The organism is Spectribacter hydrogenoxidans, from assembly GCF_031846275.1.
In the GTDB taxonomy this organism is placed as follows: Bacteria; Pseudomonadota; Gammaproteobacteria; order Nevskiales; family Salinisphaeraceae; genus Spectribacter; species Spectribacter hydrogenoxidans.
Genome location: NZ_JAVRIB010000016.1, coordinates 32227 through 54583 on the forward strand (window position 1 = coordinate 32227; position 22357 = coordinate 54583).

The 22357-nt window shown below is 65.3% G+C and carries 19 protein-coding genes; 11 read left to right on the forward strand and 8 right to left on the reverse strand.

Annotated features, from left to right (window positions below):
* The first annotated feature begins 58 nt into the window (after nt 1-58).
* The 5 genes from RM532_RS13635 (at nt 59) to RM532_RS13655 (ending at nt 6545) form a co-directional block, all read left to right on the forward strand.
* Nucleotides 59-1222 carry an acyl-CoA dehydrogenase family protein gene (locus RM532_RS13635; RefSeq protein ID WP_311653887.1) on the forward strand — a complete coding sequence of 388 codons (1164 nt, stop codon included), beginning with the start codon at nt 59-61 and terminating at the stop codon, nt 1220-1222.
* A 4-nt stretch (nt 1223-1226) separates the two neighbouring features.
* Entirely contained in the window at nt 1227-2027 is an 801-nt protein-coding gene (locus tag RM532_RS13640) for an enoyl-CoA hydratase/isomerase family protein (protein WP_311653888.1), read from the forward strand.
* A 104-nt stretch (nt 2028-2131) separates the two neighbouring features.
* Nucleotides 2132-4135, forward strand: coding sequence for an acetyl/propionyl/methylcrotonyl-CoA carboxylase subunit alpha (locus RM532_RS13645; RefSeq protein ID WP_311653889.1), 2004 nt, complete (start codon nt 2132-2134; stop codon nt 4133-4135).
* A gap of 119 nt (nt 4136-4254) precedes the next feature.
* Entirely contained in the window at nt 4255-6078 is a 1824-nt protein-coding gene (recQ, locus tag RM532_RS13650; protein ID WP_311653890.1) for a DNA helicase RecQ, read from the forward strand.
* A 20-nt stretch (nt 6079-6098) separates the two neighbouring features.
* Complete coding sequence (locus RM532_RS13655; RefSeq protein ID WP_349255331.1) at nt 6099-6545, forward strand: YaiI/YqxD family protein; 447 nt, start codon at nt 6099-6101, stop codon at nt 6543-6545.
* A 4-nt stretch (nt 6546-6549) separates the two neighbouring features.
* Here the strand turns inward: RM532_RS13655 and RM532_RS13660 are convergent, their stop codons facing one another.
* The 6 genes from RM532_RS13660 to RM532_RS13685 all read right to left on the reverse strand — a co-directional run bounded on the left by RM532_RS13660 (nt 6550) and on the right by RM532_RS13685 (nt 12975).
* Nucleotides 6550-8916, reverse strand: a complete 2367-nt coding sequence (locus RM532_RS13660; protein ID WP_311653892.1) for a spermidine synthase family protein — start codon at nt 8914-8916, stop codon at nt 6550-6552.
* A 4-nt stretch (nt 8917-8920) separates the two neighbouring features.
* Entirely contained in the window at nt 8921-9643 is a 723-nt protein-coding gene (locus RM532_RS13665) for a protein-L-isoaspartate(D-aspartate) O-methyltransferase (protein ID WP_311653893.1), read from the reverse strand.
* Between the two features lie 131 nt (nt 9644-9774).
* On the reverse strand, nt 9775-10551 hold the full coding sequence (locus tag RM532_RS13670; RefSeq protein ID WP_311653894.1) for a glutathione S-transferase family protein: 777 nt from the start codon (nt 10549-10551) through the stop codon (nt 9775-9777).
* A gap of 25 nt (nt 10552-10576) precedes the next feature.
* Nucleotides 10577-11290 carry a VOC family protein gene (locus RM532_RS13675; protein ID WP_311653895.1) on the reverse strand — a complete coding sequence of 238 codons (714 nt, stop codon included), beginning with the start codon at nt 11288-11290 and terminating at the stop codon, nt 10577-10579.
* Nucleotides 11291-11298: 8 nt separating this feature from the next.
* The gene (locus tag RM532_RS13680; protein WP_311653896.1) at nt 11299-12378 is read right to left on the reverse strand and encodes a phosphotransferase; all 1080 of its coding nucleotides are present in this window, start codon (nt 12376-12378) and stop codon (nt 11299-11301) included.
* A gap of 27 nt (nt 12379-12405) precedes the next feature.
* Entirely contained in the window at nt 12406-12975 is a 570-nt protein-coding gene (locus tag RM532_RS13685) for a carboxymuconolactone decarboxylase family protein (protein ID WP_311653897.1), read from the reverse strand.
* 301 nt (nt 12976-13276) lie between these two features.
* Here RM532_RS13685 and RM532_RS13690 point away from each other — a divergent pair, with 301 nt between their 5' ends.
* A complete protein-coding gene (locus RM532_RS13690) occupies nt 13277-14266 on the forward strand; it encodes an AraC-like ligand-binding domain-containing protein (protein WP_311653898.1) in 990 nt (329 codons plus the stop codon).
* Between the two features lie 66 nt (nt 14267-14332).
* On the opposite strand, the gene RM532_RS13695 is transcribed toward RM532_RS13690, so the two are convergent.
* Entirely contained in the window at nt 14333-15706 is a 1374-nt protein-coding gene (locus tag RM532_RS13695) for a DUF1329 domain-containing protein (protein WP_311653899.1), read from the reverse strand.
* Between the two features lie 163 nt (nt 15707-15869).
* Here RM532_RS13695 and RM532_RS13700 point away from each other — a divergent pair, with 163 nt between their 5' ends.
* Nucleotides 15870-17165 carry a helix-turn-helix domain-containing protein gene (locus tag RM532_RS13700; protein WP_311653900.1) on the forward strand — a complete coding sequence of 432 codons (1296 nt, stop codon included), beginning with the start codon at nt 15870-15872 and terminating at the stop codon, nt 17163-17165.
* Here the strand turns inward: RM532_RS13700 and RM532_RS13705 are convergent.
* Nucleotides 17160-19196 (reverse strand): FAD-dependent oxidoreductase, encoded by a 2037-nt coding sequence (locus tag RM532_RS13705; RefSeq protein WP_423246903.1) that lies wholly within the window; start codon nt 19194-19196, stop codon nt 17160-17162. The two genes, RM532_RS13700 and RM532_RS13705, sit on opposite strands and share 6 nt — an antisense overlap.
* Nucleotides 19197-19432: 236 nt before the next feature.
* Between RM532_RS13705 and RM532_RS13710 the strand changes: the two genes are divergently transcribed.
* From RM532_RS13710 to RM532_RS13725, 4 genes are all read left to right on the forward strand, one after another.
* Nucleotides 19433-20341 (forward strand): acyltransferase, encoded by a 909-nt coding sequence (locus RM532_RS13710; protein ID WP_311653902.1) that lies wholly within the window; start codon nt 19433-19435, stop codon nt 20339-20341.
* A complete protein-coding gene (locus tag RM532_RS13715; RefSeq protein WP_311653903.1) occupies nt 20338-21015 on the forward strand; it encodes a DNA-3-methyladenine glycosylase I in 678 nt (225 codons plus the stop codon). The genes RM532_RS13710 and RM532_RS13715 overlap by 4 nt, the downstream gene beginning before the upstream one ends.
* Before the next feature lie 4 nt (nt 21016-21019).
* Complete coding sequence (locus RM532_RS13720; RefSeq protein WP_311653904.1) at nt 21020-21643, forward strand: MliC family protein; 624 nt, start codon at nt 21020-21022, stop codon at nt 21641-21643.
* 116 nt (nt 21644-21759) lie between these two features.
* The gene (locus RM532_RS13725; RefSeq protein ID WP_311653905.1) at nt 21760-22293 is read left to right on the forward strand and encodes a PepSY domain-containing protein; all 534 of its coding nucleotides are present in this window, start codon (nt 21760-21762) and stop codon (nt 22291-22293) included.
* The last annotated feature ends 64 nt before the right edge of the window (nt 22294-22357 follow it).

Here is a 22357-nt window from a genome sequence, read left to right on the forward strand (position 1 = left end):
CTGACGGTGTTTCTTAGCGTCTTTTGCGGTCTTTGCGGTTAACGTTTAGAGGCAAGTAATGCACATAAGCCACGAACATCAGCAGATATTCGATACCACCCGGAAGTTCGTCGAGGAGACGATCAATCCGCATGTGGATGATTGGGAAGCCTCCGGCATCTGGCCGGCCCACGACATTCTGGGGAAGATGGGGAATCTGGGCCTGCTCGGGATCGCCAAGCCTGAAGCCGTCGGCGGACTGGGGCTGGATTACTCCTATCAGATCCAGTTCGCCGAGGCCCTCGGCCATTGCCGGGTGGGGGGCGTGCCCATGGCCATCGGCGTACAAACCGACATGGCCACCCCGGCGCTGGCACGTTACGGCTCGGACGAGCTCAAGCGCGATTTCCTGATGCCGGCCATTGCCGGCCAGCAGGTGGCCTGTATCGGCGTTTCCGAACCGGGCGCCGGATCGGATGTGGCCAGCATCAAGACCACCGCCCGCCGTGACGGCGACGACTACGTCATCAACGGCCAGAAGATGTGGATTACCAACGGCGTCCAGGGTGACTGGATATGTCTGCTGGTGAACACCGGCGAGTCCGGCGATGGCAACCGGCACGGCAACAAGTCGCTGATCGTGGTGCCACTCGATACCCCGGGCATCGACCGCAAGACCAAGCTCGACAAGCTGGGACAGCGCTCGTCCGACACCGCCATCATCTTCTTCGAGGACGTGCGGGTGCCCGCGCGTTATCTGATCGGTGAGGAGGGCAAGGGTTTCGTCTATCAGATGCAACAGTTCCAGGAGGAACGCCTGTTCCTGTCCGCCAGCATCCTGGCGGCCATGGATCGCTGCATCGCGGAAACTGCCGAGTACGCCGGTCAGCGCAAGGCCTTCGGCGGCACGGTGCTCAACCAGCAGTACGTGCAGTACCGCCTGTCCGAACTGGCCACCGAGGTGGAGGCCACCCGGGCGCTGGTCTATCAGGCCACGGAAAAGCTGCTTGCCGGCGAGGACGTCACGCTGCTGGCCTCGATGGCCAAGCTCAAGAGCGCGCGGGTTGCGCGCGACGTGGCCGACGACTGCCTGCAGTTCTGGGGCGGGCAGGGCTTCATGTGGGACAACCAGGTGGCCCAGTTCTACCGCGACCTGCGGCTGCATTCCATCGGTGGCGGCGCCGACGAGGTGATGCTGTCGATCATCAGCAAGCGCCTGGGCATGGCCGGTGGCAAGCGCTAGCGCCATGCAACTGCCGGACTACGAAACACTGACACTGGCCGCCGATAACGGCGTGCTGCACGCCACGCTCAATTGTCCCGAGGCCCGCAACGCGATGAACGTGGCGATGGTGCGGGAACTCACCGAACTCGCCGGATTCGCCAACGATCAGGCGGCAGTGCGGGCGCTGGTAATCCGGGGTGCGGCGGGCAACTTCTGCGCCGGCGGCGACATCAAGGACATGGCCCGCATCCGCCAGGCGGACGGGAGCGGGGATCCGGCGGCCGACTACAACCGCGGCTTCGGCACCATGCTCACCGCGCTGTCGCGAACTCGCGCCGCGGTCGTTGCCGTGCTGGAAGGCGCGGTGCTTGGCGGCGGCTTCGGGCTGGCCTGTATCTCGGATGTCGCCATCGCCCACAAGGACGCGAAGTTCGGCCTGCCGGAAACCGGGCTGGGCCTGCCGCCCGCCCAGATCGCCCCGTTCGTGGTCGCCCGCATCGGCCTGACCCAGGCCCGCCGCCTGGGGGTATGCGGCGGCCGCTTCGATGGCGAGGAAGCCCGTCGCCTCGGTCTGGTGCATTTCTGCGAGCCCGACGATGCGGCTCTGGCCTCGCGGCTGGATGAAACCCTCGGACAGATTCGCCGCTGCGCGCCCAACGCCAACGCCATTACCAAGGCCCTGATGCTGCGGGTGGGCAACGAGGAGCTGGAGCCCCTGCTGGACGACGCGGCGCGGCAGTTCTCCGAATGCGTGCGCAGCGACGAGGGCAAGGAGGGCACCGCGGCATTCATCGAGAAACGATTGCCAGGCTGGGCAGAGTGATCAACCGCAAAGCACGCAAAGGGCGCAAAAGTGAAAGAACGACAGAAAACTTTCTTTGCGTGCCTTGCGCACTTTGCGGTTACTAAAGGATCGGGAAGTACGCCATGAAGAAGATACTGGTCGCCAACCGTGGCGAGATTGCCGTCCGCGTCCTGGAAGGTGCGGCACGTCTCGGCTATCGCACGGTGGCCGTTTACAGCGATGCCGACGCCGCCGCCCGCCACGTCCGTGTGGCCGATGAGGCGGTGCGCATCGGGCCGCCGGCGGCCAGCGATTCCTACCTGTCGATTCCGGTGATCATCGAGGCGGCGCGCGCCACCGGTGCCGATGCCGTGCATCCGGGTTACGGGTTCCTGGCGGAGAATGCCGACTTCGCGCGGGCGGTGGAGGCCGCCAGCCTGATCTTTGTCGGCCCGCAACCCGAGGCCATCGATCTGATGGGCAACAAGCGGGCGGCCAAGGAGCGCATGGAAGCCGCTGGCGTGCCCTGTATTCCCGGCTTCAAGGGCAGCGACGACATCAAGTCGCTGGCCGACCGGGCCGCTGAGATCGGGTTGCCGGTCATGATCAAGGCGGCCGCCGGGGGCGGCGGTCGCGGCATGCGTCTGGTGGATGAGGCTGCCGGCCTGGCCGAGGCAATCAAGTCGGCGCGTTCGGAGGCACAGAGTGCCTTCGGTAACGACGAGATCATTGTCGAAAAGGCGGTAACGGGTGCCCGGCACGTGGAAATCCAGGTGCTGGCCGACGCCCATGGCCATGTCATTCACCTGGGCGAGCGCGACTGCTCCGTCCAGCGCCGCCATCAGAAGATCGTTGAGGAAAGCCCCTGTCCGGTGGCCACGCCGGAACTGCGCGCAGCGATGGGCGAGGCGGCGGTCGCGGCGGCCCGGGCCATCGACTACCGCGGTGCCGGCACGGTGGAATTCCTGCTGGATGCCGACGGCAAGTTCTACTTCCTGGAGATGAATACCCGGTTGCAGGTGGAACATCCGGTGACCGAACTGGTCACCGGCGTGGACCTGGTGGCCTGGCAGCTACGGGTGGCCAACGGCGAGCATCTGACCCTGGTCCAGGACGATATCCAGCTACGCGGCCACGCCATCGAGGTGAGGCTCTGCGCCGAGGAGCCGGCCAATCAGTTCCTGCCGCAGACCGGGCCGGTGCTGGCCTGGCGCCCCCCCGCGGGGGAGGGTATCCGGGTGGATCACGGCGTGCTCGACGGGGGCGAGGTCAGCCCCCATTACGACTCGATGCAGGCCAAGATCATCGCCCATGGTGAAACCCGCGAGATCGCCCGCCAGCGGTTGCTGCGGGCGCTGGACGACACCATCTTCTTTGGCGTGGCCTGCAATCGGGATTTCCTGCGCCTGACCCTGGCGCATCCCGCTTTCGCCGCCGGCAGTTTCGATACCGGCTTCGTCCCCACCCATTTTCCGGATGTCGCGGCATCGCTGCCCGCCGCGGACACTCGCCATGCGGCGCTGGCTGCCGCACTCTGCTTCCACGGTGATGCCCGTCAGCTGGCCGGCGACCGCCATGTCAGCGAGGAACTGCTGACCTGGCACAGCGCCAATCCGAGCCCGGCGCCACTGGTGCTGCGTGCCGGACAGGCACAGGAAAAGCTCCGCCTGTGGGTGCACGCCCGGGGGGTAGGACGATACCGTGTCACCACCGGCGACGGTGACCAGTTCGTCGCCCACGAAATCACGCTCGACGCCGTTGCCGACGGGCATCTGCGCTGTCGCATCGACGGCGCCGATCACCGGGCCCGATTCACCCGTTGCGACGATGCCCTCTGGCTCGATCTGCTGGGTCTGACGCTGGCCTATCACGATGTCACGCTCGCCGCTGCCGAGACTCGCGGTGACGTTCAGGGCTCCGGGGAAATCATCGCCAACAGCGACGGCAAGATCATCGAGGTCCGGGTGGCCACCGGTGACCAGGTCACGCACGGCCAGACGCTGCTGGTGCTCGAGGCGATGAAGATGGAATTCCAGGTGGCTGCTGACGTGGACGGCGAGATCGCCGAGGTGGCGGTTGCGGCCGGGGATCAGGTTGGCGCCCGCCAGTTGCTGGTGCGAATCACGCCGAACGACGCCGGCGACTGACATTCGGCCGGTGCGACTCTCCACGCGGGCTCGATCCGGCGCCGCGGAACAGGCTACAGTCCGCGGCTGCGGTTTCCCGCCTGCGCCTGTCCCACACCTTGAATAATCCCGAACCCAGCATGACGGCCAACTCCGATGCCGAGCGCATTCTGCGCGAGACCTTCGGTTATCAGACCTTTCGCGGCCGTCAGGCCGAGATCGTGGCCGCGGTAGCCGCCGGTGACGACGCCTTCGTGCTCATGCCCACCGGTGGCGGCAAGTCCCTGTGCTATCAGATTCCCGCGCTGCTGCGGCCGGGGCTGGCCGTGGTGATATCACCGCTGATCGCGCTGATGGCCGATCAGGTGGCGGCACTGCGGCAGCTCGGCGTGGCCGCGGCAGTGCTCAATTCCAGTCTTTCCGCCGACGATCAGGCTGCGATCGAGCGGGACATGCAGGCCGGTTCGCTGGACCTCGTCTACATCGCGCCGGAACGCTTGATGCAGCCCCGCACGCTGGCTCTGCTGGCCGACTGCGATCTGGCCTTGTTCGCCATCGACGAGGCCCACTGCGTGTCCCAGTGGGGCCATGATTTCCGGCCCGAGTACATGCAACTGTCCGGGCTGGCCGAACGCTTTCCCCGGATTCCCCGCATCGCGCTGACCGCCACCGCCGATCCCCGCACCCGGGAGGAGATCCGCCAGCGCCTGTCACTGCAAGGTGCTGCCGGCTTCGTGCACAGTTTCGACCGGCCCAACATCCGTTACCGGGTGGCCGAGCGGGGGAATGCCAAGCAGCAGTTACTGCGTTTCTTGCGTGACGAACACCCCGACCAGGCCGGTATCGTGTATTGCCTGTCGCGGCGCAAGACCGACGACATCGCCGCGTGGCTGCGCGAGCAGGGCATCGATGCGTTGGCTTACCATGCCGGCCTGGATCGCGAGCAGCGGGCCGCGCATCAGGCCCGATTCCAGCGCGGTGAGGACGTGGTGATGGTGGCCACCGTGGCGTTCGGCATGGGCATCGACAAGCCGGACGTGCGCTTCGTGGTCCACCTCGATCTGCCCGCCAGCATCGAGGCCTATTACCAGGAGACGGGTCGCGGCGGCCGTGATGGCGAGCCGGCGGACGCCTGGATGCTCTACGGCCTGCAGGACGTGGTCCAGCGTCGCCGGATGATCGAGGAGGGCGACGCCCCGGAACCGCGAAAACGGGTCGAGCGGCACAAGCTGGACGCCATGCTCTCCTACTGCGAACTCACCAGCTGCCGTCGCCAGCACCTGCTGGCCTATTTCGGCGAAACCCGTGACCAGCCCTGTGGCAACTGCGACACCTGTCTCAATCCGCCACAGACCTGGGATGCCACCGATACCGCACGCAAGGCGTTGTCGGCGGTGTATCGCACCGGTCAGCGGTTCGGCACCGGCTACGTGATCGATCACCTGCGTGGCCAAACCGACGAGCGCGCCGAACGCCAAGGGCATACGCAACTGTCCACCTTCGGCGTCGGCAATGATCTTGGCGTCAAGGAATGGCGCGCGGTGTTGCGGCAACTGGTGGCGCTGGGCTATCTGACCATGGATGTCGACGGTTACGGCGGCCTGCAACTGGGCGATAACTGCCGCGCCCTGCTGCGGGGCGAAACCCGGCTGCAACTACGTCAGCTACGCACCGAGGACCGGCCCGCGCGCCGCGCCGCCGGCAGCGCCGCGGAAGATCTCGATCCGGCGGATCGCAGGCTCTGGGACCGGCTCCGGGAACTACGCAAGCGGCTGTCGGAGGCCCAGGAAGTGCCGCCCTATGTGATCTTCCACGACCGCACGCTGCTGGCGATGGTCACCCACAAGCCGACCACCGAACAGGCGCTGCTGGCAATCGACGGGGTCGGCCAGAAGAAGCTGGAGTCCTACGGCGGCGACTTTCTCGCCGAGATGATCGAGGGGCTGGCCGAGGTCGCGGACTGATGGCGGACAACGAAGCCGCCATGGCGATCTGGGTGGATGCGGATGCCTGTCCGGCGGTGATCCGCGACATCTTGTTTCGTGCCGCCATGCGTACCGGCACCACCGTCACCCTGGTGGCTAACCAGCCCCTGCGCGTGCCGCGTTCCCCGCATATCCACACGCTGCAGGTGGCGGCCGGGTTCGACGTGGCCGACAACGTCATCGTCCAGCGGCTCGCGCCCGGCGACCTGGTGATCACCGCGGACATCCCGCTGGCCGCGGAGGTGATCGAAAAAGGGGGGCACGCCCTCAACCCGCGCGGCGAGCGGTATCAGCCGGACACCATCCGGGCACGCCTGAACATGCGGGATTTCATGGATACGCTGCGCAGCAGCGGTATTCATACCGGCGGCCCGGCCGCGCTGGGCAAACCCGAACGCCAGGCTTTCGCCAACGAACTCGATCGGTTTCTGGCTGCCTGGCGGTAGACGGTCAGAATCGATAACCGATTGCTGCGATTGCGTAGAGGCCGACGGCGATGACAACGAGCAGGGTAAATCCGAGATGGACACCCAGCAGGGTCGCAAGGATTACCGCCACCACCGAGGCAAAGCCGTTGATCGCCCAGGCCCAAGGCAGCAGCGCCGGGTCGCGTTGCCCCAATCGTCGCAGGGCCCGCGCGTAAGGCATCCCCATACAGGTTGCCAGCGGCGCGATCAGTGTCAGGCATGCGGCGACGCGAATCGGTACCGGCTGGGCGACCAGTGTCGGGGAAGCCGCCGGCAACAGGATCAGGTAGATTCCCGACAGGATGGCAATACCGGCGACCGGCCGATTGATGCTGTCACCCAGGCGGCTCGCCAGTACGCTGCCCACACCCGCAAAGATCAGAAATCCGGCGAGCACAATGGCCACGGCGTAAACCGGATGGCCCAGAATCAGCATGAACCGCTGGATGAAGGCGATTTCCACGAACATGAAACCCAGACCGACCGCCAGGCACAGGGTCAGTAACCGGGCACGGCCTGCCCGGGTTTGTCGCAGCGCGCCGGCACGCACCGTCATTGGTGCCAGAATAAGCAGGCCCGCGATGGTGCCGGCCTGCAGCAAGGCAGCCCAGATCAGCGGATAGCCGGTTTCGACCTGGCCCAGCGCCCCGCGGCTGCGCTGTTCGACCAGGGAGGAGAGCTGGCGCCATTTGAAGAAGTGGAAAAAGTAGGGCTGATCATCCGTGGCCGGGGTGACGTTAAAGGGATAGCGCCGGAAGAAGTCCTCCCGGCCGTCCCCGAGCAACGCTTCGGCTGCCTCGTGGAACCATGGTCGGTCCAGGCGGTTATGGCGGTTGACCTCGTCGGCTGCCAGGCCGGGAAGATGGGCAAGGTCGAAGGACCGCTTATCGGCGAATCGGCGTACCGCCTGGATCTCGTCCGCCGTCAGCGGGGTCGGTTTGACCAGCAGAGTGGCACTCTTCCAGCCTCGCACCAGAGCCAGGTGCTCGCCGGGTTCGCGCACGCCACGTCTTTCCAGCGCGTCGATCGCCGTAGCCAGGGCCTTGACGGTGGCACGTGGCGGCAGATTGATCGCGTGCGTCACTGCCAATAGGCCACCCGGTCGCAGGCGATCCAGATAGTCGGCATAGGCCTCCCGAGTATGCGCATGCGCTTCTCGCAGGCTGCCAACGCCGGCCGTGGCGCCGGTCGGCGCGCCCAGATATGCCATTTGAATCAGGTCGAAGCGATCGTCGGTCCGACGCACGAAGGCGCGTGCGTCAGCGATGTGCAGGTCCGTGCCCGCCAGCACCTCGCCGCCGTACTGGCGGATCAGCGCCGCACTGTCCGGATTGACCTCGACCGCGTCCACGGCCCGCGCCTGGTGGTACTTGGCCTGCCAGATATCGGTACCGCCACCGAGGCCCAGAAGCAGCGTCGCCGGCCGGTTCAGCAGGGCGTAGGGGAGGGCCGAAGTCAACCAGTCCAGGTACGCGGGCGGCTCGTCTGCATCTTCGAGTACGGCGGTCTTGCCGTCACCGTCCGTGAACAGCGCCAGTTGTGCCGGGGGCGCATGGGGGCTGGCCATGCTCATGCCGGGTGCGTGCCGGATCGGTACCTGCGGGCTGCGCACCAGCTCCAGTATCCCCAGGGGGCCGTGGCGCCGGTCGATCACCTTGGCACCCGGCGCGTTGAGTTGCTGGCTGATCTGCTTGTACTGGTTGGGCTGTGGTGCCAGCCAGGCGGCCGGTACTGTGGCTATTGCCAGCGCTGTCATGACGGCTGTCAGACGCAGGCCGCGGCGGCCAACCAGCAACGCGGCAACCGCACCCAGTACCGCAGTCAGGCGCAGGCTGGCTGCAGGATCCAGCCAGAACAGCAGGGCCACCAGTGTGACCGCTCCGATACCGGCGCCGGCCAGGTCGGCACCATAGGTATACGTCGCGCGGGCCGGCGCGGCTTGCAATGCAATGCAGACCGCGGCGCCGATGAACAGGAATGGGGGTATCAGCAAGAGGTACTGACAGCCCAGCCATAGCCATTGCAGCGGATCCCAGTAGATCGCCAGTGGATTCAGCGGTAGCCGCTGCGCCAGAGCCCAGCCGGCCGGTGCCGTGATGGCAAATCCCAGGGCGGCAATGGCGAATGCGGCCCGTTCGCGATCCACCAGTCTGGCGCCAGTCAGCGTCAGCAGGGTGCCCGCGATACCGAACCCGAGCAGCGCGAGACTGATCGCGAGATAGGCAAAGTGGTGTGACTCGGCCACTGCAAACAGGCGCAGCAGCAGGACTTCGTAGGCCAGGCCGAGGCCCCCGATCAGGCCGACAGCGGTGTAGGGAATGGGGTGGCCCCGAAACGCGGGCGCCCGCATCCGGTTAATCGCCGCCGCGGGTCAATGGCACGAAGCGAACGGGCAGGATCTGGCGGTTGCGGACGCTGCCGTCCTCCAGCTTCTCGACCACGGTCAATGTCTGGTTCGCGTAGGGATTGCCCAGCGGCAGGACAAGCCGTCCGCCCGGCGCGAGTTGCTGGATCAGGGGTGGCGGCACGTGGTCGGCCGCGGCGGTGACGACAATGGCGTCGAAAGGCGCGTGCTCCGGCCACCCGTGGTACCCGTCACCCTGGCGCACGGTGACGTTGTCGAAGCCGTTGTCCGGCAGGGTTCGGCTTGCTCGTTCAGCCAGTTCCGGCACGATCTCGATGCTGTAGACATGGTTGACGATTGCCGCCAGCAATGCTGCCTGGTAGCCAGAGCCGGTGCCCAGTTCCAGGGTACGATCGCCAGGCTGCAGATCGAGCAACTCGGTCATCAGCGCCACGATGTAGGGCTGCGAGATGGTCTGCCCGTAGCCAATCGGCAACGGCCGGTTGCGGTAGGCGTTGTCGCGCTGATCATCCGGTACGAAATGGTGACGGGGCACGGTACGCACGGCCTCTGCCACCGGGTCGCTCAGGCTGCTGACGCCAGTCTCATCCGCTGTTCGCTCGATGAGTTTCTCGACGGCTGCAAACATCTCACCGCGGGATTCGGCAGGCTCCTGGGTTGATGCAGCCGCTGCGGGCAGGATCAGCAGTAACAGCAGGGTGGTTACGCGCATCAGGCCACCTCGACGGGCGGTTCGTGGTAATTCACTTCGTTGGCGCCGCGGGCGGCAGCAGTGTCTCGCCGGGCGCCGGCTCGAATCAAGTGCCGTAAACGGGTGGTAGCCGGCGCCGTCCCGGATCGGCGTCAGAGCTGCAGCGGCAGGACCAGATGCTGATCGTAGATGAAATCGCGATGTTCCATCAGAGCCGGATCCGTTGCTTGCGCGACCACTGGATCGGTATTCGTGTAGACGGCGCGGAACAGGGGGGTCATGGAGCAGTTGACCTGGGGTAGCGGCTCGATCAGGGCCGCACTGGCGGCCCAGTACAGATCCAGCGCTGTCAGATGGTTGCCCATCAGGTAGTTCCCGCCGTGGTCGCGCATCCGATTCAGCCGCGCCGCGAAGTGCTGCAGGATTTCCGCGCAGCGGTCCGGTGCCTGTGCCGCGGCCTCGGCGCTGTAACCGTACTTGTCACCGAGCGCGGTGAATATCTTCCGGGTTTCCGGGTCCTGCTCGGGCCGGGTGAAATCGCGGACCATGATGTGCCGCCGGGCGGCGATGAAGCTGTCGTCGCCCATCAATTCGTTGGCCAGTCCCAGCATCTCGACCCGGGCATCGAAATCAGCGGGTATCAGGCGCGGTTCGGGGGCCAGCCGCTCGAACAGGTAGAGCTGTTCGAGCCAGTTGGAACGCGGTGGTTCGTCCTCCCAGGCAGCCACGGGAGCGCTTGTCTGGCCCGACCACCGGCGCAGCGCAGGGTTGGGGCCAAGCACGTCCTGACGGGCCGGGACATACTCGAGCCCCTTGACTTGCAGGATGGCCTTGGCGGACTCGCTCCATGGCCCGGGTATCCCGGGTGTGAGCACCACTCGCAGCCCCGGCAGATCAAGCGCCTCCTCGACGTCAATGTAGTCGGTCATCGCTGGATCCTTGGCATGATGGGCGTCACTGCCCCGGCGGCTGGCCGGTCAGCGACGTGCGGGCGGAGATCTCGATCCAGTTGCCGTCAGGATCCTGGACGAAACCGATGCGCGCGATGTCGCCGACGCCGAACGGGGCTCGCGCAAGCCGCCCACCGCGCTCAACGATCGACTCGCAGGCCTGGTCGGCATCGAAGACCTGCATGGTGAGATAGCGGAATCCGGGGCCGATGAAGTGCTCGTCGATCCCACCGCCGTCACCCGGCTGCACGAAAAGCAGGGTATCGCCGCACCGTGCGGTCCGGGGGGCAAGGCGCTCGAACGACATCGCCTCGCAGTAAAAGGCCATCATCCGCTCGGGATCGGGCGTGTTCACCGTGACCGCGATACCCTCCACCCCTTCGGTGCCGGTGGGCACCAGCCGAACCCGGCCACCGTCAGGATGCCAGCCTTCCCAGGTCGAGGGGTTGTCGCGTGCGATGGTGAGGGCGGTATAACCCGATGGCGGTAGTGCCGGCAGCTCGCCGCTCCAGTGATTGACCTTAACCACCGAGCCGTGAGCATCGAAGCGATGCTGAACCCAGCGTTCCGCCTGTGGAGCGGCTGGCGGGGCCACCGAGAGCGGCAGCTCGAGCTCGTGATCCAGGCGCAGCCCGGCGTCGTCGCGCCAGAAGGCGCCCTGTGCCTGAATGTCTGCCGTGAACAGGCCGATGTCGAGATGCGGTTTTGCCAGACGCATGCGGCCCTTCAGTCCGGGAGGTCGTCCAGGGCATTGTTGTCCAGCGCCTGCAGCGCCGCCCCGGTAATCATGTGCATGAACAGGCGGTCACCGCGGTCGGTGCGTTTGACGATCATGGTCGCGGTCATGGCCACGGCGATCTGGGCAAAGCTGTAGTGGGCATAATCGCGCAACAGGTGATCGAAGCTGTAGTCCGTGACCCCGTGGTGCACCAGCTGATCGTGATACGCCTGCAGCAGTGGCCGTTCATTGGCTCGGCGGGTCTCCCGATCGAATATCGCGCCCAGGAAGTAGGCCGGATCCATGCCGGTGCCGAGGAAGTTGCTGGTCTGCCAGTCCACCACGGCGACCCGCCCGTCCGCCCCGCCGAACAGCATGTTGTCGGGACGGAAGTCGTTGTGGGAAAAGCATTTCGGAAAGTCACGCGGCCGATTCCACCAGGCATGGTTGCGCACGAACTTTGCGCACACATCCATCACTTCCGGACTCAACTGACCGTCATAGGTCTTGCGCACGTGGTCCCAGGACTGTTCGATCAGCTCGGTGGTGTAGAAGCCCTGGGCGCCTTCCGGCACGTAGCACCAGTCCTGATTCATCAGTTCCCGGTCGTTCCAGAAAGCAGCATGCAGAAGGGCCGCTTCCACCAGGGCCTTGCGGGCCTCTTCGACGCTGCAGCCGCGCATCTGGTCGCCGCACCAGGCCGGGGCGAGATCCTCCAGCAGCAGGACGAAATCGTTGTCGTCGTCGAGTTCGGCGACATACACGTCCGGCGTGCGAATGTCGGTCTGGTGGGCCAGTTCCCGATAGAACATGAGTTCGGAGCGGTAAAACCCCATGTTCTTGCCGCTGTCGGCCGCCGTCTTGTCCGCCGACGGGAACTTGCCGACCAGCGAGGCCGGCGCCGCCGGCGGCGGGGTGCCACGGTAATGGATGAAATAGCGGCGGGTTTCACCCAGCTGACCGGTGCCGACAGCTTCCATGTCCAGGGAGGCCACCGTGGCGTCGATACCGTTGCGGTGCAGGGCAGCAGTCATCCATTCGGGCGTCACCTCCTCGGGGGAGACGATGGGCAGGACTTCGGCGAGCATGCGGACTCTCCTGTTTAGTGGTACAGCTCAGCCGGTTGCGGTCTTCTGCTGATTCGCGGTGTCCGGCAGGGGGCAGGCATCGTCGACGATCTGCGCGACCTTGAGGATCCTGCCCAGGCCCAGGGCCATGGCACACCACAGGAGCAGTTCCGTGACCTGCTCATCGCTGAAGTGTTGCTTGAGTTCCTCGAAATGGCTGTCGGTAATGGCGTGATGGTTATCGCCGAAGGCAGCGGCAAAGCGCACGACGGCGCGCTCCTGGTCATTGAGGTTCGACGCATCGATGCCTGGTATGGCGGCCACGTCATCCTCGCTTACATCCGGTGTGTAGCGTACCGCCAGGCACAGCGGGCACTGGGTTCCCTGGGCGATTGCCAGCCGGGCGAGCTCGGTGAGCCTCGGTCCCAGCTTGTTGTCGAACCAGATACCGAAGTAGTAGGGAAAGAAGCGTTCGGCATGTTCCGGCACGTTGCCGAGCAGGCCCATGTAGCGTTCGAAGTGGGGCATGAACTCCGCATCCACACGCGGATACAGGTCGTCTGCAATCTCGCGCATGTAGGGGGAGAGCTCTTCCTTGGAAAGGGCGTTGACCAGCATGGTTTTCTCCTCGTTGATCGGATTTCCGATGGGATGCCGCGGGTCGCGGCCTGACTGCAACATAGCCGTTCCTGTCCGCTCGGGCATGGCAATAAGCGACATGACATCTGGCCAGAACTGACCTGATTCCGGCGTGCACCGACGGCCACCTTGCATCCCGGTCGGCTTGCCGCATAATGATGCGGACCGTAGCGTGCATGCTGCGGTCCGTAATGACCGGGGGCAAAAGGTGACGACGATGCACGTCCGCAGGCGTGCACGAACGCCTCGATGCGGCATGGAGGAGTCTATGGAACCGCGTATGCCGTCCCTCGTCGCGCGCTGGCACGACGCCGACGCCTGGAGTACCACGTGTGTCGCACCCCACCGCCAGTTCGACTACTGGCGCGAGTTCGTGGCCGACGCCCACATGCGCTGGCGTATTCCCCCGATTCGCTGTGATCGCTTTCCGGCATTCATCCGCCAGGGGCGCTTCGAGGGCTTCCGCGTTACCCACCTCACGGCCGGGCAGGGCGACATCGTGGGCAAGCGCGGCAGAAGCGAGATCGCCAGGGATGATGAGGCCCTCTACAACCTCATCTATATCGCGGAAGGCTCGATTTCCCTGGTCATGAATGATCGTGAAGCCGCGCTGACACCCGGTAGCTTCGCCCTCTGGGACACCACACGTCCGATGACCTTCGTGACGGGCAGTGGTCTGCGCCAGATCACCTTCGGGGTGCCGCAGGAAAGGCTGCGACAGGCCCTGCCCCGGGTCGATGATTTCGTCGGCAAGCGCATCGACGCTGACGGAGGCGTCAGCCGTCTGCTTGTCGATCACATTCTTGCGCTGGATGCCCGCTTCGGGGAGCTGGCGCGCAGCGATGCCAGCCACGTGCTCGATGCCACGACAGAGCTCCTGGCGGCGACGTTGAGTGCCTCGCTACCGAGACCGGACCGGGACCGGGCGAGCCTCATGTTTCTGCAGCGCGTCATGGATGACATCACGCGCCATCTGGATGATCCCGACCTGGATACCCGCAGTATTGCCGCACACAACCACATCAGCGAGCGTCACCTGCACCGGCTGTTCGCCCGCGCGGGTACAACCCCCGCTGGATGGATTCGCCAACAGCGGCTCGAACGCTGCCGGCGAGACCTGTCCAGCCGCGGTGAGCGTTGCGAGAGCGTCACCGATATCGCCCTGAGGTGGGGGTTCCGGGATTCCGGTACCTTCAGCAAGATCTTCCGGCGAGCCTACGGCGTCAGCCCCAGCGCTCTGGCTGTCGACGACTCGACACAGCCAGACTGAGCGAGGGGAAGCCGGCCCGGTCGAAGGCATCGATACTTCGAACCGGGCCTTGTCTTCAGCGTAACCCTAGGCGCCGAGGCGACGCATGGCCTGGGTGGTCAGGTACTTGTCGTAGGCGGTATCGCCATCGGTACCCCATTCCGACTTGTAGCCACCGGTGACTTCCTTGGCCTGATGGAAGCGGCTCATGCGACCCGACTGGATGTCGTGGCTGGTGACATACGCCCAGCTCCAGGGGGTGTGGCCTTCCGGGGTCTTCATGCCTTCGTACTTCGCGTACCCGGCGTCCCAGTTCTTCCACACCTTGCCCTTGCGGTCGTAATCGACGCTGAGCACGTGGGTGAAGTTGCGGGCGTCGAACCAGGTCCGGCGCTTGCCGACCGGGGAACGCGGATAGCCAGTAGGTTCGAGGTCGACCACGATGGTTTCCGGCACCAGTTCGCGGACACTGTCCCAGTAGGTCTTGCCCTGCGGCCCGCCGTGCACGCCCGGCTCCCAGTTGGGATCGTCCTTGGCCCAGGCACCGCGGGCGGCACCCAGCATGGGCTTGCGCTCGACGATCTTGTGGTTGCCCCAGGTGGCCAGCGGATCGCCGGCGGCCCAGGCGTTGGACAGGAACACGGTAATGCCCGGCACCAGCGGCTCGAAGCGCTGGTTGGTCGGATATTCACGCACGCGCTTGAACGCCGGGAGATAGCCGATCAGGCCCGGAAACTGGCGCTGGTCGTACGGCCAGGTGTTCAGGAACGAGGTGCCGGACTGCTCGTTGGGTGCGGTGAAGAACACCGACTGGTAACGCAGCATGTCGGTTTCACCGTTCCAGCTGGTGTCGTCGGGCCGCGCGTTGACCTGCAATTCGGCCCAGACGAAGTCGTACTGATACTGCAACTCGCCGTCGGGACCCAGATCCCAGTCACGCACGCCGTACTGCTGGTAGTTGTGCCGCCCCCAGCTCAGGTTGATGTTGGCCTGGGCCTGGTAGCCGTCATCCGGCTCCACGAAGGGCAGGCCACCGCGCAGCGGGTTACCCTTTTTCTGATCCCAGACGTTGCCGTCGCTATCGACCATGGCCCGACCCTGATTGCGCAGGGTGGCTTCCAGGAACGGATCCTCGAACAGGTCGGTCATGTCCGTGGTGGTTTCCTGGATCTTGATCCGGCGGCCGTCCTCGCGGATTTCGATTACCTCGATCGGGTCGAGCAGATGTTCGACGTGTTCGAGGTTGTCGGCGGTGATCACGTCACCGGGCTTGATCTTGCCCTTGGTATGGGCCTCGATGGAGGTCAGCTCCTCCGGGTAGGCCATCTTGATGTCGGGCGTGTCGGCCTTGGTGATCATGGGCCAGAGGCTCGTCAGGACGCCGGCCGAACCGATGCCCTTGGCAGCTTTTTCCATGAGCATCCGGCGACCGTAATCGAAGTCGTACTTTCTGATGTGCATTGCTTGGCTCCTCCTGCAAATCCGCATCAAGCAGTTGATGTACTCTTACCACCCGAAAAGGTAGCGGGGCGGAGGCTGCCGCGCTTGCCGTTGTGTGCACCAAGGTTGCGTTTTCGTGCACGGGTAGCGTTGCGTTTGCAGCACAGACCGGGGAACCATTGCCATGGATATCACGACAGATCTGCCATCCAGGGACTTCCAGGCGGCGAGACGCCGCTTCCGTGAGTTTGCGCCGTTCAAGGATTTCGTGAACGCCACATTTCCGTGGCTTGAATTCAAGACCAGCTGGCGGCGGGACTTCGTCGCCGATGCCGTCGGTTATGCGGGTCAACAGCATCTGATCATGCAGCTTCAGACCCCGGCCGTTCATGTGCAGCGGCCGCGCCGGCGCGCCGAGTCGGATCAGGTCGGCCACATCAAGTTCTTCTGGCAGCTGTCCGGTATGACGGCACTGGAGCAGGGCGGACAAGAGGTAGTCATGAGGCCCGGGGATACCACGGTCTGCGACACGGCTCGAGCTTATCGGCTGCGGGTAGCCGATCATGCCCGTTTTGCAGTGCTCTTGTTGCCCTATGACAGCTATCCGGACTGGTTCCGGACCGCTGAGCGCCTGGTTGCCACGCGCCTTACCGAACGCGCGACTACGCGTGCCGCGCTCTGTGCGCTGATGTCACTCATGCAGAGTACAGCCGCCGGTGATGACGATTGCGTGGAAGACGTCGTCTTGCCGGTGCAATCCATGCTCTGCAACTCGCTTGAGCGCATGGCCGGCAGGCCCCGGCACGGTGCCCCGGAAGGCCGATCCCTGTTACAGCGCGTACAAGCCCATATCGATCGCAATTTGCACGATCCCGGACTGTCACCCGGAGAACTGGCCCGGGCAGTGAATCTATCGCGCCGGGGCCTGTATCTGGCGCTGAAGCGGCACGGCCTCACGCCGGCTCGTCTGATTACGGATACCCGACTGGCACGCTGTCGTCAGGCGCTTGCTGATCCCGCCCGACAAGCCAGGACCATCACCGATATTGCGTTCGAATACGGTTTTGCCGACGCAGCGCGATTCAGCCATATCTTCCGGGCATGCCACGGCATGCCGCCCCGCGAATGGCGTCATCGCGTCCTGGCAGATGAACAGTTCAACGCCGCCGGACGGGATGCCGTGGCACCAGGTGGCAACGCGATGCGAACGGTGGGGTCTGCCGGCACCGCGGCGTCTGCGTCCCCCACGGCCGTTTTCACCCGGCGTGAGCGTCAGATCCTGACGCATCTGCCGGAATGTGGCAGCAATGCCGATGTCGCGCGTTCCTTGAGCGTGTCGGAAAACACGGTCAAGTTTCACCTCAAGAGCATTTATCGCAAGCTCGGTGTCAGTGGCCGCTTGCCCGCCATACGAGCTGCCGGAGCCCTCGGACTGCTGGACTTCTCGCAAACGCCGATGCACGCGAGAAGCGATTTATAGACCGGCCGCCAGTTCGCTGGCCTCCCGAATCGCCCGTTTGGCATCCAGTTCCGTAGCCAGCCGGGCGCCGCCGATGACATGCGGCTTGAAACCGCTTTCGGTCAGCGCATCAGCGAGTTGATGACGGGGCTCCTGCCCGGTGCAGGTAACCACGTTATCCACTGCCAGACACCGGGTTTCGCCGTTGCACACGATGGTCAGGCCCCGGTCGTCGATGCCTTGATACTCGACCCCGGACAGCATCGTCACGCCTTTATGCTGCAGCGAGGCCCGATGCGCCCAGCCGCTGGTCTTACCCAGCTTGCGGCCGGGCTTGTCGTCGGTGCGCTGGCACAGGAAGATTTCGCGCGGCGAGGGTGTCGGCTGCGGCTTGCCGACGGCACCGCGGCTGTTCAGCGACACATCCACGCCCCATTCCGCATTGAACAACTCGGCATCCATCGCCGGCGAGCGGTCATGGGTGAGAAACTCACTCACATCGAAACCGATCCCGCCGGCACCCACCACGGCCACCCGCGGGCCGATATCGGCGCCATTCAGCAGCACATCGACGTAACTGCGAACCATCGGGTGGTCGATACCCTTGATCGGCGGCGTCCGGGGCGTCACCCCCGTGGCCACGATCACCTCGTCGTAACCCGCCCCGGCCAGACGTGCCGCGATCGCCGGCTGCTTCAGCCGCAGATCCACGCCTGTCAGTTCGATCCGGCGGGCGTAGTAACGCAGCGTTTCGTGGAATTCCTCCTTGCCGGGAATACGCTTGGCCATGTTGAACTGGCCGCCGATCTCGCTACTGGCTTCAAACAGCGTCACCTTGTGACCGCGTTCGGCCAGTACCGTGGCCGCGGCCAGTCCGGCCGGCCCGGCACCCACCACGGCGATGCGTTTCGGTGTTTCGGCCGGCGTGTAGACCAGTTCCGTTTCCCGGCAGGCCCGGGGGTTTACCAGGCAGCTGGCATGCTTCCATTTGAAGGTGTGATCCAGGCAGGCCTGATTGCAGGCGATGCAGGTGTTGATCTCGTCGGCCCGGTTGTCCGCCGACTTGCGCACGAACTCGGCGTCGGCCAGGAACGGCCGGGCCATCGACACCATGTCCGCCACCCCGTCGGCCAGCAGGCCCTCGGCCACCTCCGGCGCATTGATGCGGTTGGTGGTACACAGCGGAATCGCGACCTCGTCCCTGAGCCGCCGGGTGATCCACGCGAACCCGGCCCGGGGCACCCGGGTAACGATGGTGGGAATGCGGGCCTCGTGCCAGCCGATGCCGGTATTGATGATCGTGGCGCCGGCGGCTTCCACCTTTTTCGCCAGTGACACGATTTCTTCCCAGGTCTGGCCGTCCTCGACCAGATCCAGCATCGACAGCCGGTAGATCAGAATGAAATCCGGGCCCACCGCCTCGCGGATGCGGGAGACGATCTCCACCGCCAGCCGCTGCCGGTTCTCGGCACTGCCGCCCCAGTCGTCGGTGCGCTGATTCGTGCGCGGCGCCAGGAACTGGTTGATCAGGTACCCCTCGGAGCCCATTACCTCGACGCCGTCATAGCCGGCATCACGCGCGAGCACCGCGGACCGGGCGTAATCGCCGATCGTCTGCTCGATCCCGCTTGCGGTGAGGGCCTTCGGTGTAAAGGGGGAAATGGGCGACTTCTTCCCCGAGGCCGACACCACGAACGGGTGATACCCGTAGCGCCCGGCGTGCAGAATCTGCATGCAGATCTTCCCGCCCTCGGCGTGCACCGCCCGGGTGATCTTGCGATGCGGCCAGACATGCCGGCGCTTCGACATCTCGCCGGCCAGCGGTGATACCCAACCCGCCCGGTTGGGTGCGATGCCGCCGGTGACGATCAGCCCCACACCGCCCGCCGCGCGTTCCGCGAAATAGGCCGCCAGCTTGTCGTAGTGCCAGAAGAAATCCTCCAGCCCCGTATGCATCGAACCCATGAGTACCCGGTTGCGCAGCGTGGTGAAGCCCAGGTCAAGCGGGGCCAGGAGATTGGGATAGGGCGTTGCGGGCACGGCGGCATCCATCGGAATGATTCAGGAATTATACCTTTCCTTTTTTGAGTCGCGCTGGTCGGCACACGAATGGCCTGCCGCGGGTGTCCGGGTTGGGTTTGAGGCGGGATGAATCCCGCCGTACGGTCGGGTGCCTTCGATGGAATCCGGCCGCATCGTGGTAGGGCCGGATTCATCCGGCCTTGCGGGCTCCGGTCAGCCACCGATCCGCGCTAGAATTCGCGCTGTTTCGCACCAGAACCCGATCCATGCTCCAGTGGCTGCCCACGCCGATTCTCGGCGCCGTGACCTCGCTGATCCTGCTTATCAACCTGCTCGTCTGGATGGTGCCGGTCTATGCACTGATACTGCTCAAGCTTTTTGTTCGCGGCGCCGCGCGGGACCGGGTGTCCCGCTGGATCGCCAGCGCGGCCCAGCAGTGGGCGGCAATCAACGTCTGGGTCTGGCGCCGGCTGGTGGATATCGACTGGCAGATTCGTGGCGTGTCCGATCTGGACCGCGAGGGGCAGTATCTGGTGATCGCCAATCACCAGTCCTGGGTGGACATCCCCATGTTGATGGCTGCCTTCGACCGGCGGGCGCCGTTCTTCAAGTTCTTCATCAAGCAGGAACTGATCTGGGTGCCCATCCTGGGGCTGGTCTGGTGGGGGCTGGATTTCCCGTTCATGAAACGCTACTCCGCGGCCCAGATCGCGAAGAATCCCTCGTTGCGCGGCAAGGATATTGAAACCACCAAACGCGCCTGCGAAAAGTACCGCAACCAGCCGGTGACCATCCTCAACTTTCTCGAGGGCACCCGTTTCACCGCCGCCAAGCACCAGCGCCAGGCCTCGCCGTATCCGCAGCTGCTGCGCCCGCGGGCCGGAGGCTTCGCCTTCGCCCTGTCGGCGCTGGGGCCGCGCCTGGACGCCATGTTGGACGTGACCATCGTCTATCCGGACGGGGCGCCAAAGGGGCTGTGGCAACTGATGTCCGGACAGATGCGGCGGGTGATTATCGAAGTCCGGCAGGTACGTATTCCCACGCCGCTGTTCGAGGGCGATTACGCCGGGGATCCGGCTTTCCGGGGCGAACTCAAGAAATGGGTCGACGCCCTGTGGCGGGAGAAGAATGCCCGCATCGAGGAACTGAAGCAGGAAAGCGGGGCCGCCGGGTGACGGCATTCGCACCGATTCTCGCCGCGGCGGTGGCCCGTGCCGGCGATGAGGCCGCCCTGCGGGCTGACCTGAAACAGCCCGAGCCGCCCGAGGGGCTGGCAATGGTGGGCGACGATCGCTACCTGTCGCTGATGACCCGACGAATCTTCCGGGCCGGCCTGCAGCACCGCATGGTGGATGCCCGCTGGCCGGCGTTCGAAGCCGCGTTTGCGGGTTTCGATCTCGACCAGACATCGGCGCTGGACGACGCCGACATCAAGCGGCTGACGCAGGACGAATCCCTGATCCGGCATCCGCGCAAGCTGGCAGCGGTGCGCAGCAACGCCATCGCCATGCAGGCGATCCGCGAGGAGTTCGGCAGTTTCGGCGTCTGGCTGGCCCGCTGGCCGGAGGACGAGATCGTGGACCTCTGGTTCGAGCTGAATCAGCGCTTTTCCCAGCTGGGCGGCAATTCCGGCCCGGCATTCCTGCGCATGGCCGGCAAGGATACCTTCCTGCTCACAGACTGGGTGACCGCCGGCCTGCGCCAGTGGCAGGCGCACCCGGGGCCGTTCAAGTCGAAGACCGCGCAGCGCGAGGTACAGGCCATCTTCAACGACTGGGCGGCGGAAACCGACGAGCCCCTGAGTCTGCTCAGCCAGATCCTGTCGCGCAGCATCGGCGAACTGGACTGATCCCGTGCGGTTTGGCCTGATCGCGTTCCTGCTGACGCTGGTCGGTTGCACCGAATCCGCCGAGGAGGCCGCCGGCCGCCTGCAGTACGCCTGTCCGGGGCAGATGTTCTCGGTGCAGCCGGTCGCGTCGGACCGCGTCGTCCTCGAACGGGATCGGACTCGCTGGTCACTGCCCGCCGTTCGTTCGGCCTCCGGCGCGCGCTACGCGGCCGACGAGGTCGAGTTCTGGGACAAGGGCCGTATCGAAGCGATGATCACGGTGGATGGCACTACCCACGCCCCTTGCATACTAACGTCGCCGCTGCCGGACGCCGGCAATCACTGGCGGCTGCAGGGCAACGAACCGGCCTGGATGGTGCGCCTCCGGGACGGGCAGGGCGCACAGCGCCTGCAGTTCGTGTTCGGCATCGGTGAACCGACGGTGGTGCAGACCGACTCCATCGAGCATCGCCGGACAACCGACGGCACCCGGATTTATGTGGCACCGTCGGCCGATCTCGAGATTCGCCTGCGAGCTGACACCTGCCGTAACAGCATGAGCGGTGAGCGCCATGCATGGATGGCCGAGGTAATCTGGCAGGATCAAACGCTTCGGGGCTGCGGCGACCGACAGGAAGGCGATTCATGATCGGAATGGCGTTGTTATCAGTTTCAAAGTCGTCGGCGGCGCGGCGCTTGCGGCGGGCTGAAGCCCGCCCTGCAGAAGGCAGGCTGGCGCCCGCCGGGCCGGCTTCGGCCGGCCTCATGTTTGGCGCCCCTGCCAGGTTGTTCGGCGCCTGCGCACTGGCGATGCTTCCGGCCATCACCATCGCCGCACCGAACGTCCCCATCAGCGAGTGCCTGGACGCCGCGGCCGCCGTGAAACCGGGGGAGTTCGCCAAGGTCGAGTATCTGGACCCCTCGGCCGAAGGTGTCCCGGCCTTCGTCATCGAGGTGCGAGACAACGCCGGCGGGTCCTGGGAACTCAGCTGCGATGCCCGTTCCGGTGCCATCTATGAGATCGAAAGCGAAGTGCCCGGCCCGGACGATCCCCGCTTCGCCGGTACCGCGGAGCTGACCACCGCCGACGCCGAGGCGCGGGCGCTGGCCCTGGTGCCCGGCCGGATTCTGGAAGTGGAATACGAGGTGGATGCCAACGGCGATCCGGTCTTCGAGCTGGACATCGAAGACAGCGATGGCGTGGAACGCAAGATCGAGGTGCACGCCGTGACCGGGGAAATCCTCGAGACCTCGGTCGAGCACTGGGAAATCGGGATCGAGGCGTCGGAACGACGGTAATGACACCGGCGCAGGCCGCGCGGCATGAACCAGAGAGCCCCTTACGGCCGATTTGCTGCGGGCG

Coding starts and splice junctions, on each gene's coding strand:
- RM532_RS13635 (WP_311653887.1), top strand. CDS start 59: ATGCACATAAGCCACGAACATCAGCAGATATTCGATACCACCCGGAAG.
- RM532_RS13640 (WP_311653888.1), top strand. CDS start 1,227: ATGCAACTGCCGGACTACGAAACACTGACACTGGCCGCCGATAACGGC.
- RM532_RS13645 (WP_311653889.1), top strand. CDS start 2,132: ATGAAGAAGATACTGGTCGCCAACCGTGGCGAGATTGCCGTCCGCGTC.
- recQ (WP_311653890.1), top strand. CDS start 4,255: ATGACGGCCAACTCCGATGCCGAGCGCATTCTGCGCGAGACCTTCGGT.
- RM532_RS13655 (WP_349255331.1), top strand. CDS start 6,099: ATGGCGATCTGGGTGGATGCGGATGCCTGTCCGGCGGTGATCCGCGAC.
- RM532_RS13660 (WP_311653892.1), bottom strand. CDS start 8,916: ATGCGGGCGCCCGCGTTTCGGGGCCACCCCATTCCCTACACCGCTGTC.
- RM532_RS13665 (WP_311653893.1), bottom strand. CDS start 9,643: ATGCGCGTAACCACCCTGCTGTTACTGCTGATCCTGCCCGCAGCGGCT.
- RM532_RS13670 (WP_311653894.1), bottom strand. CDS start 10,551: ATGACCGACTACATTGACGTCGAGGAGGCGCTTGATCTGCCGGGGCTG.
- RM532_RS13675 (WP_311653895.1), bottom strand. CDS start 11,290: ATGCGTCTGGCAAAACCGCATCTCGACATCGGCCTGTTCACGGCAGAC.
- RM532_RS13680 (WP_311653896.1), bottom strand. CDS start 12,378: ATGCTCGCCGAAGTCCTGCCCATCGTCTCCCCCGAGGAGGTGACGCCC.
- RM532_RS13685 (WP_311653897.1), bottom strand. CDS start 12,975: ATGCTGGTCAACGCCCTTTCCAAGGAAGAGCTCTCCCCCTACATGCGC.
- RM532_RS13690 (WP_311653898.1), top strand. CDS start 13,277: ATGCCGTCCCTCGTCGCGCGCTGGCACGACGCCGACGCCTGGAGTACC.
- RM532_RS13695 (WP_311653899.1), bottom strand. CDS start 15,706: ATGCACATCAGAAAGTACGACTTCGATTACGGTCGCCGGATGCTCATG.
- RM532_RS13700 (WP_311653900.1), top strand. CDS start 15,870: ATGGATATCACGACAGATCTGCCATCCAGGGACTTCCAGGCGGCGAGA.
- RM532_RS13705 (WP_423246903.1), bottom strand. CDS start 19,196: ATGGATGCCGCCGTGCCCGCAACGCCCTATCCCAATCTCCTGGCCCCG.
- RM532_RS13710 (WP_311653902.1), top strand. CDS start 19,433: ATGCTCCAGTGGCTGCCCACGCCGATTCTCGGCGCCGTGACCTCGCTG.
- RM532_RS13725 (WP_311653905.1), top strand. CDS start 21,760: ATGTTTGGCGCCCCTGCCAGGTTGTTCGGCGCCTGCGCACTGGCGATG.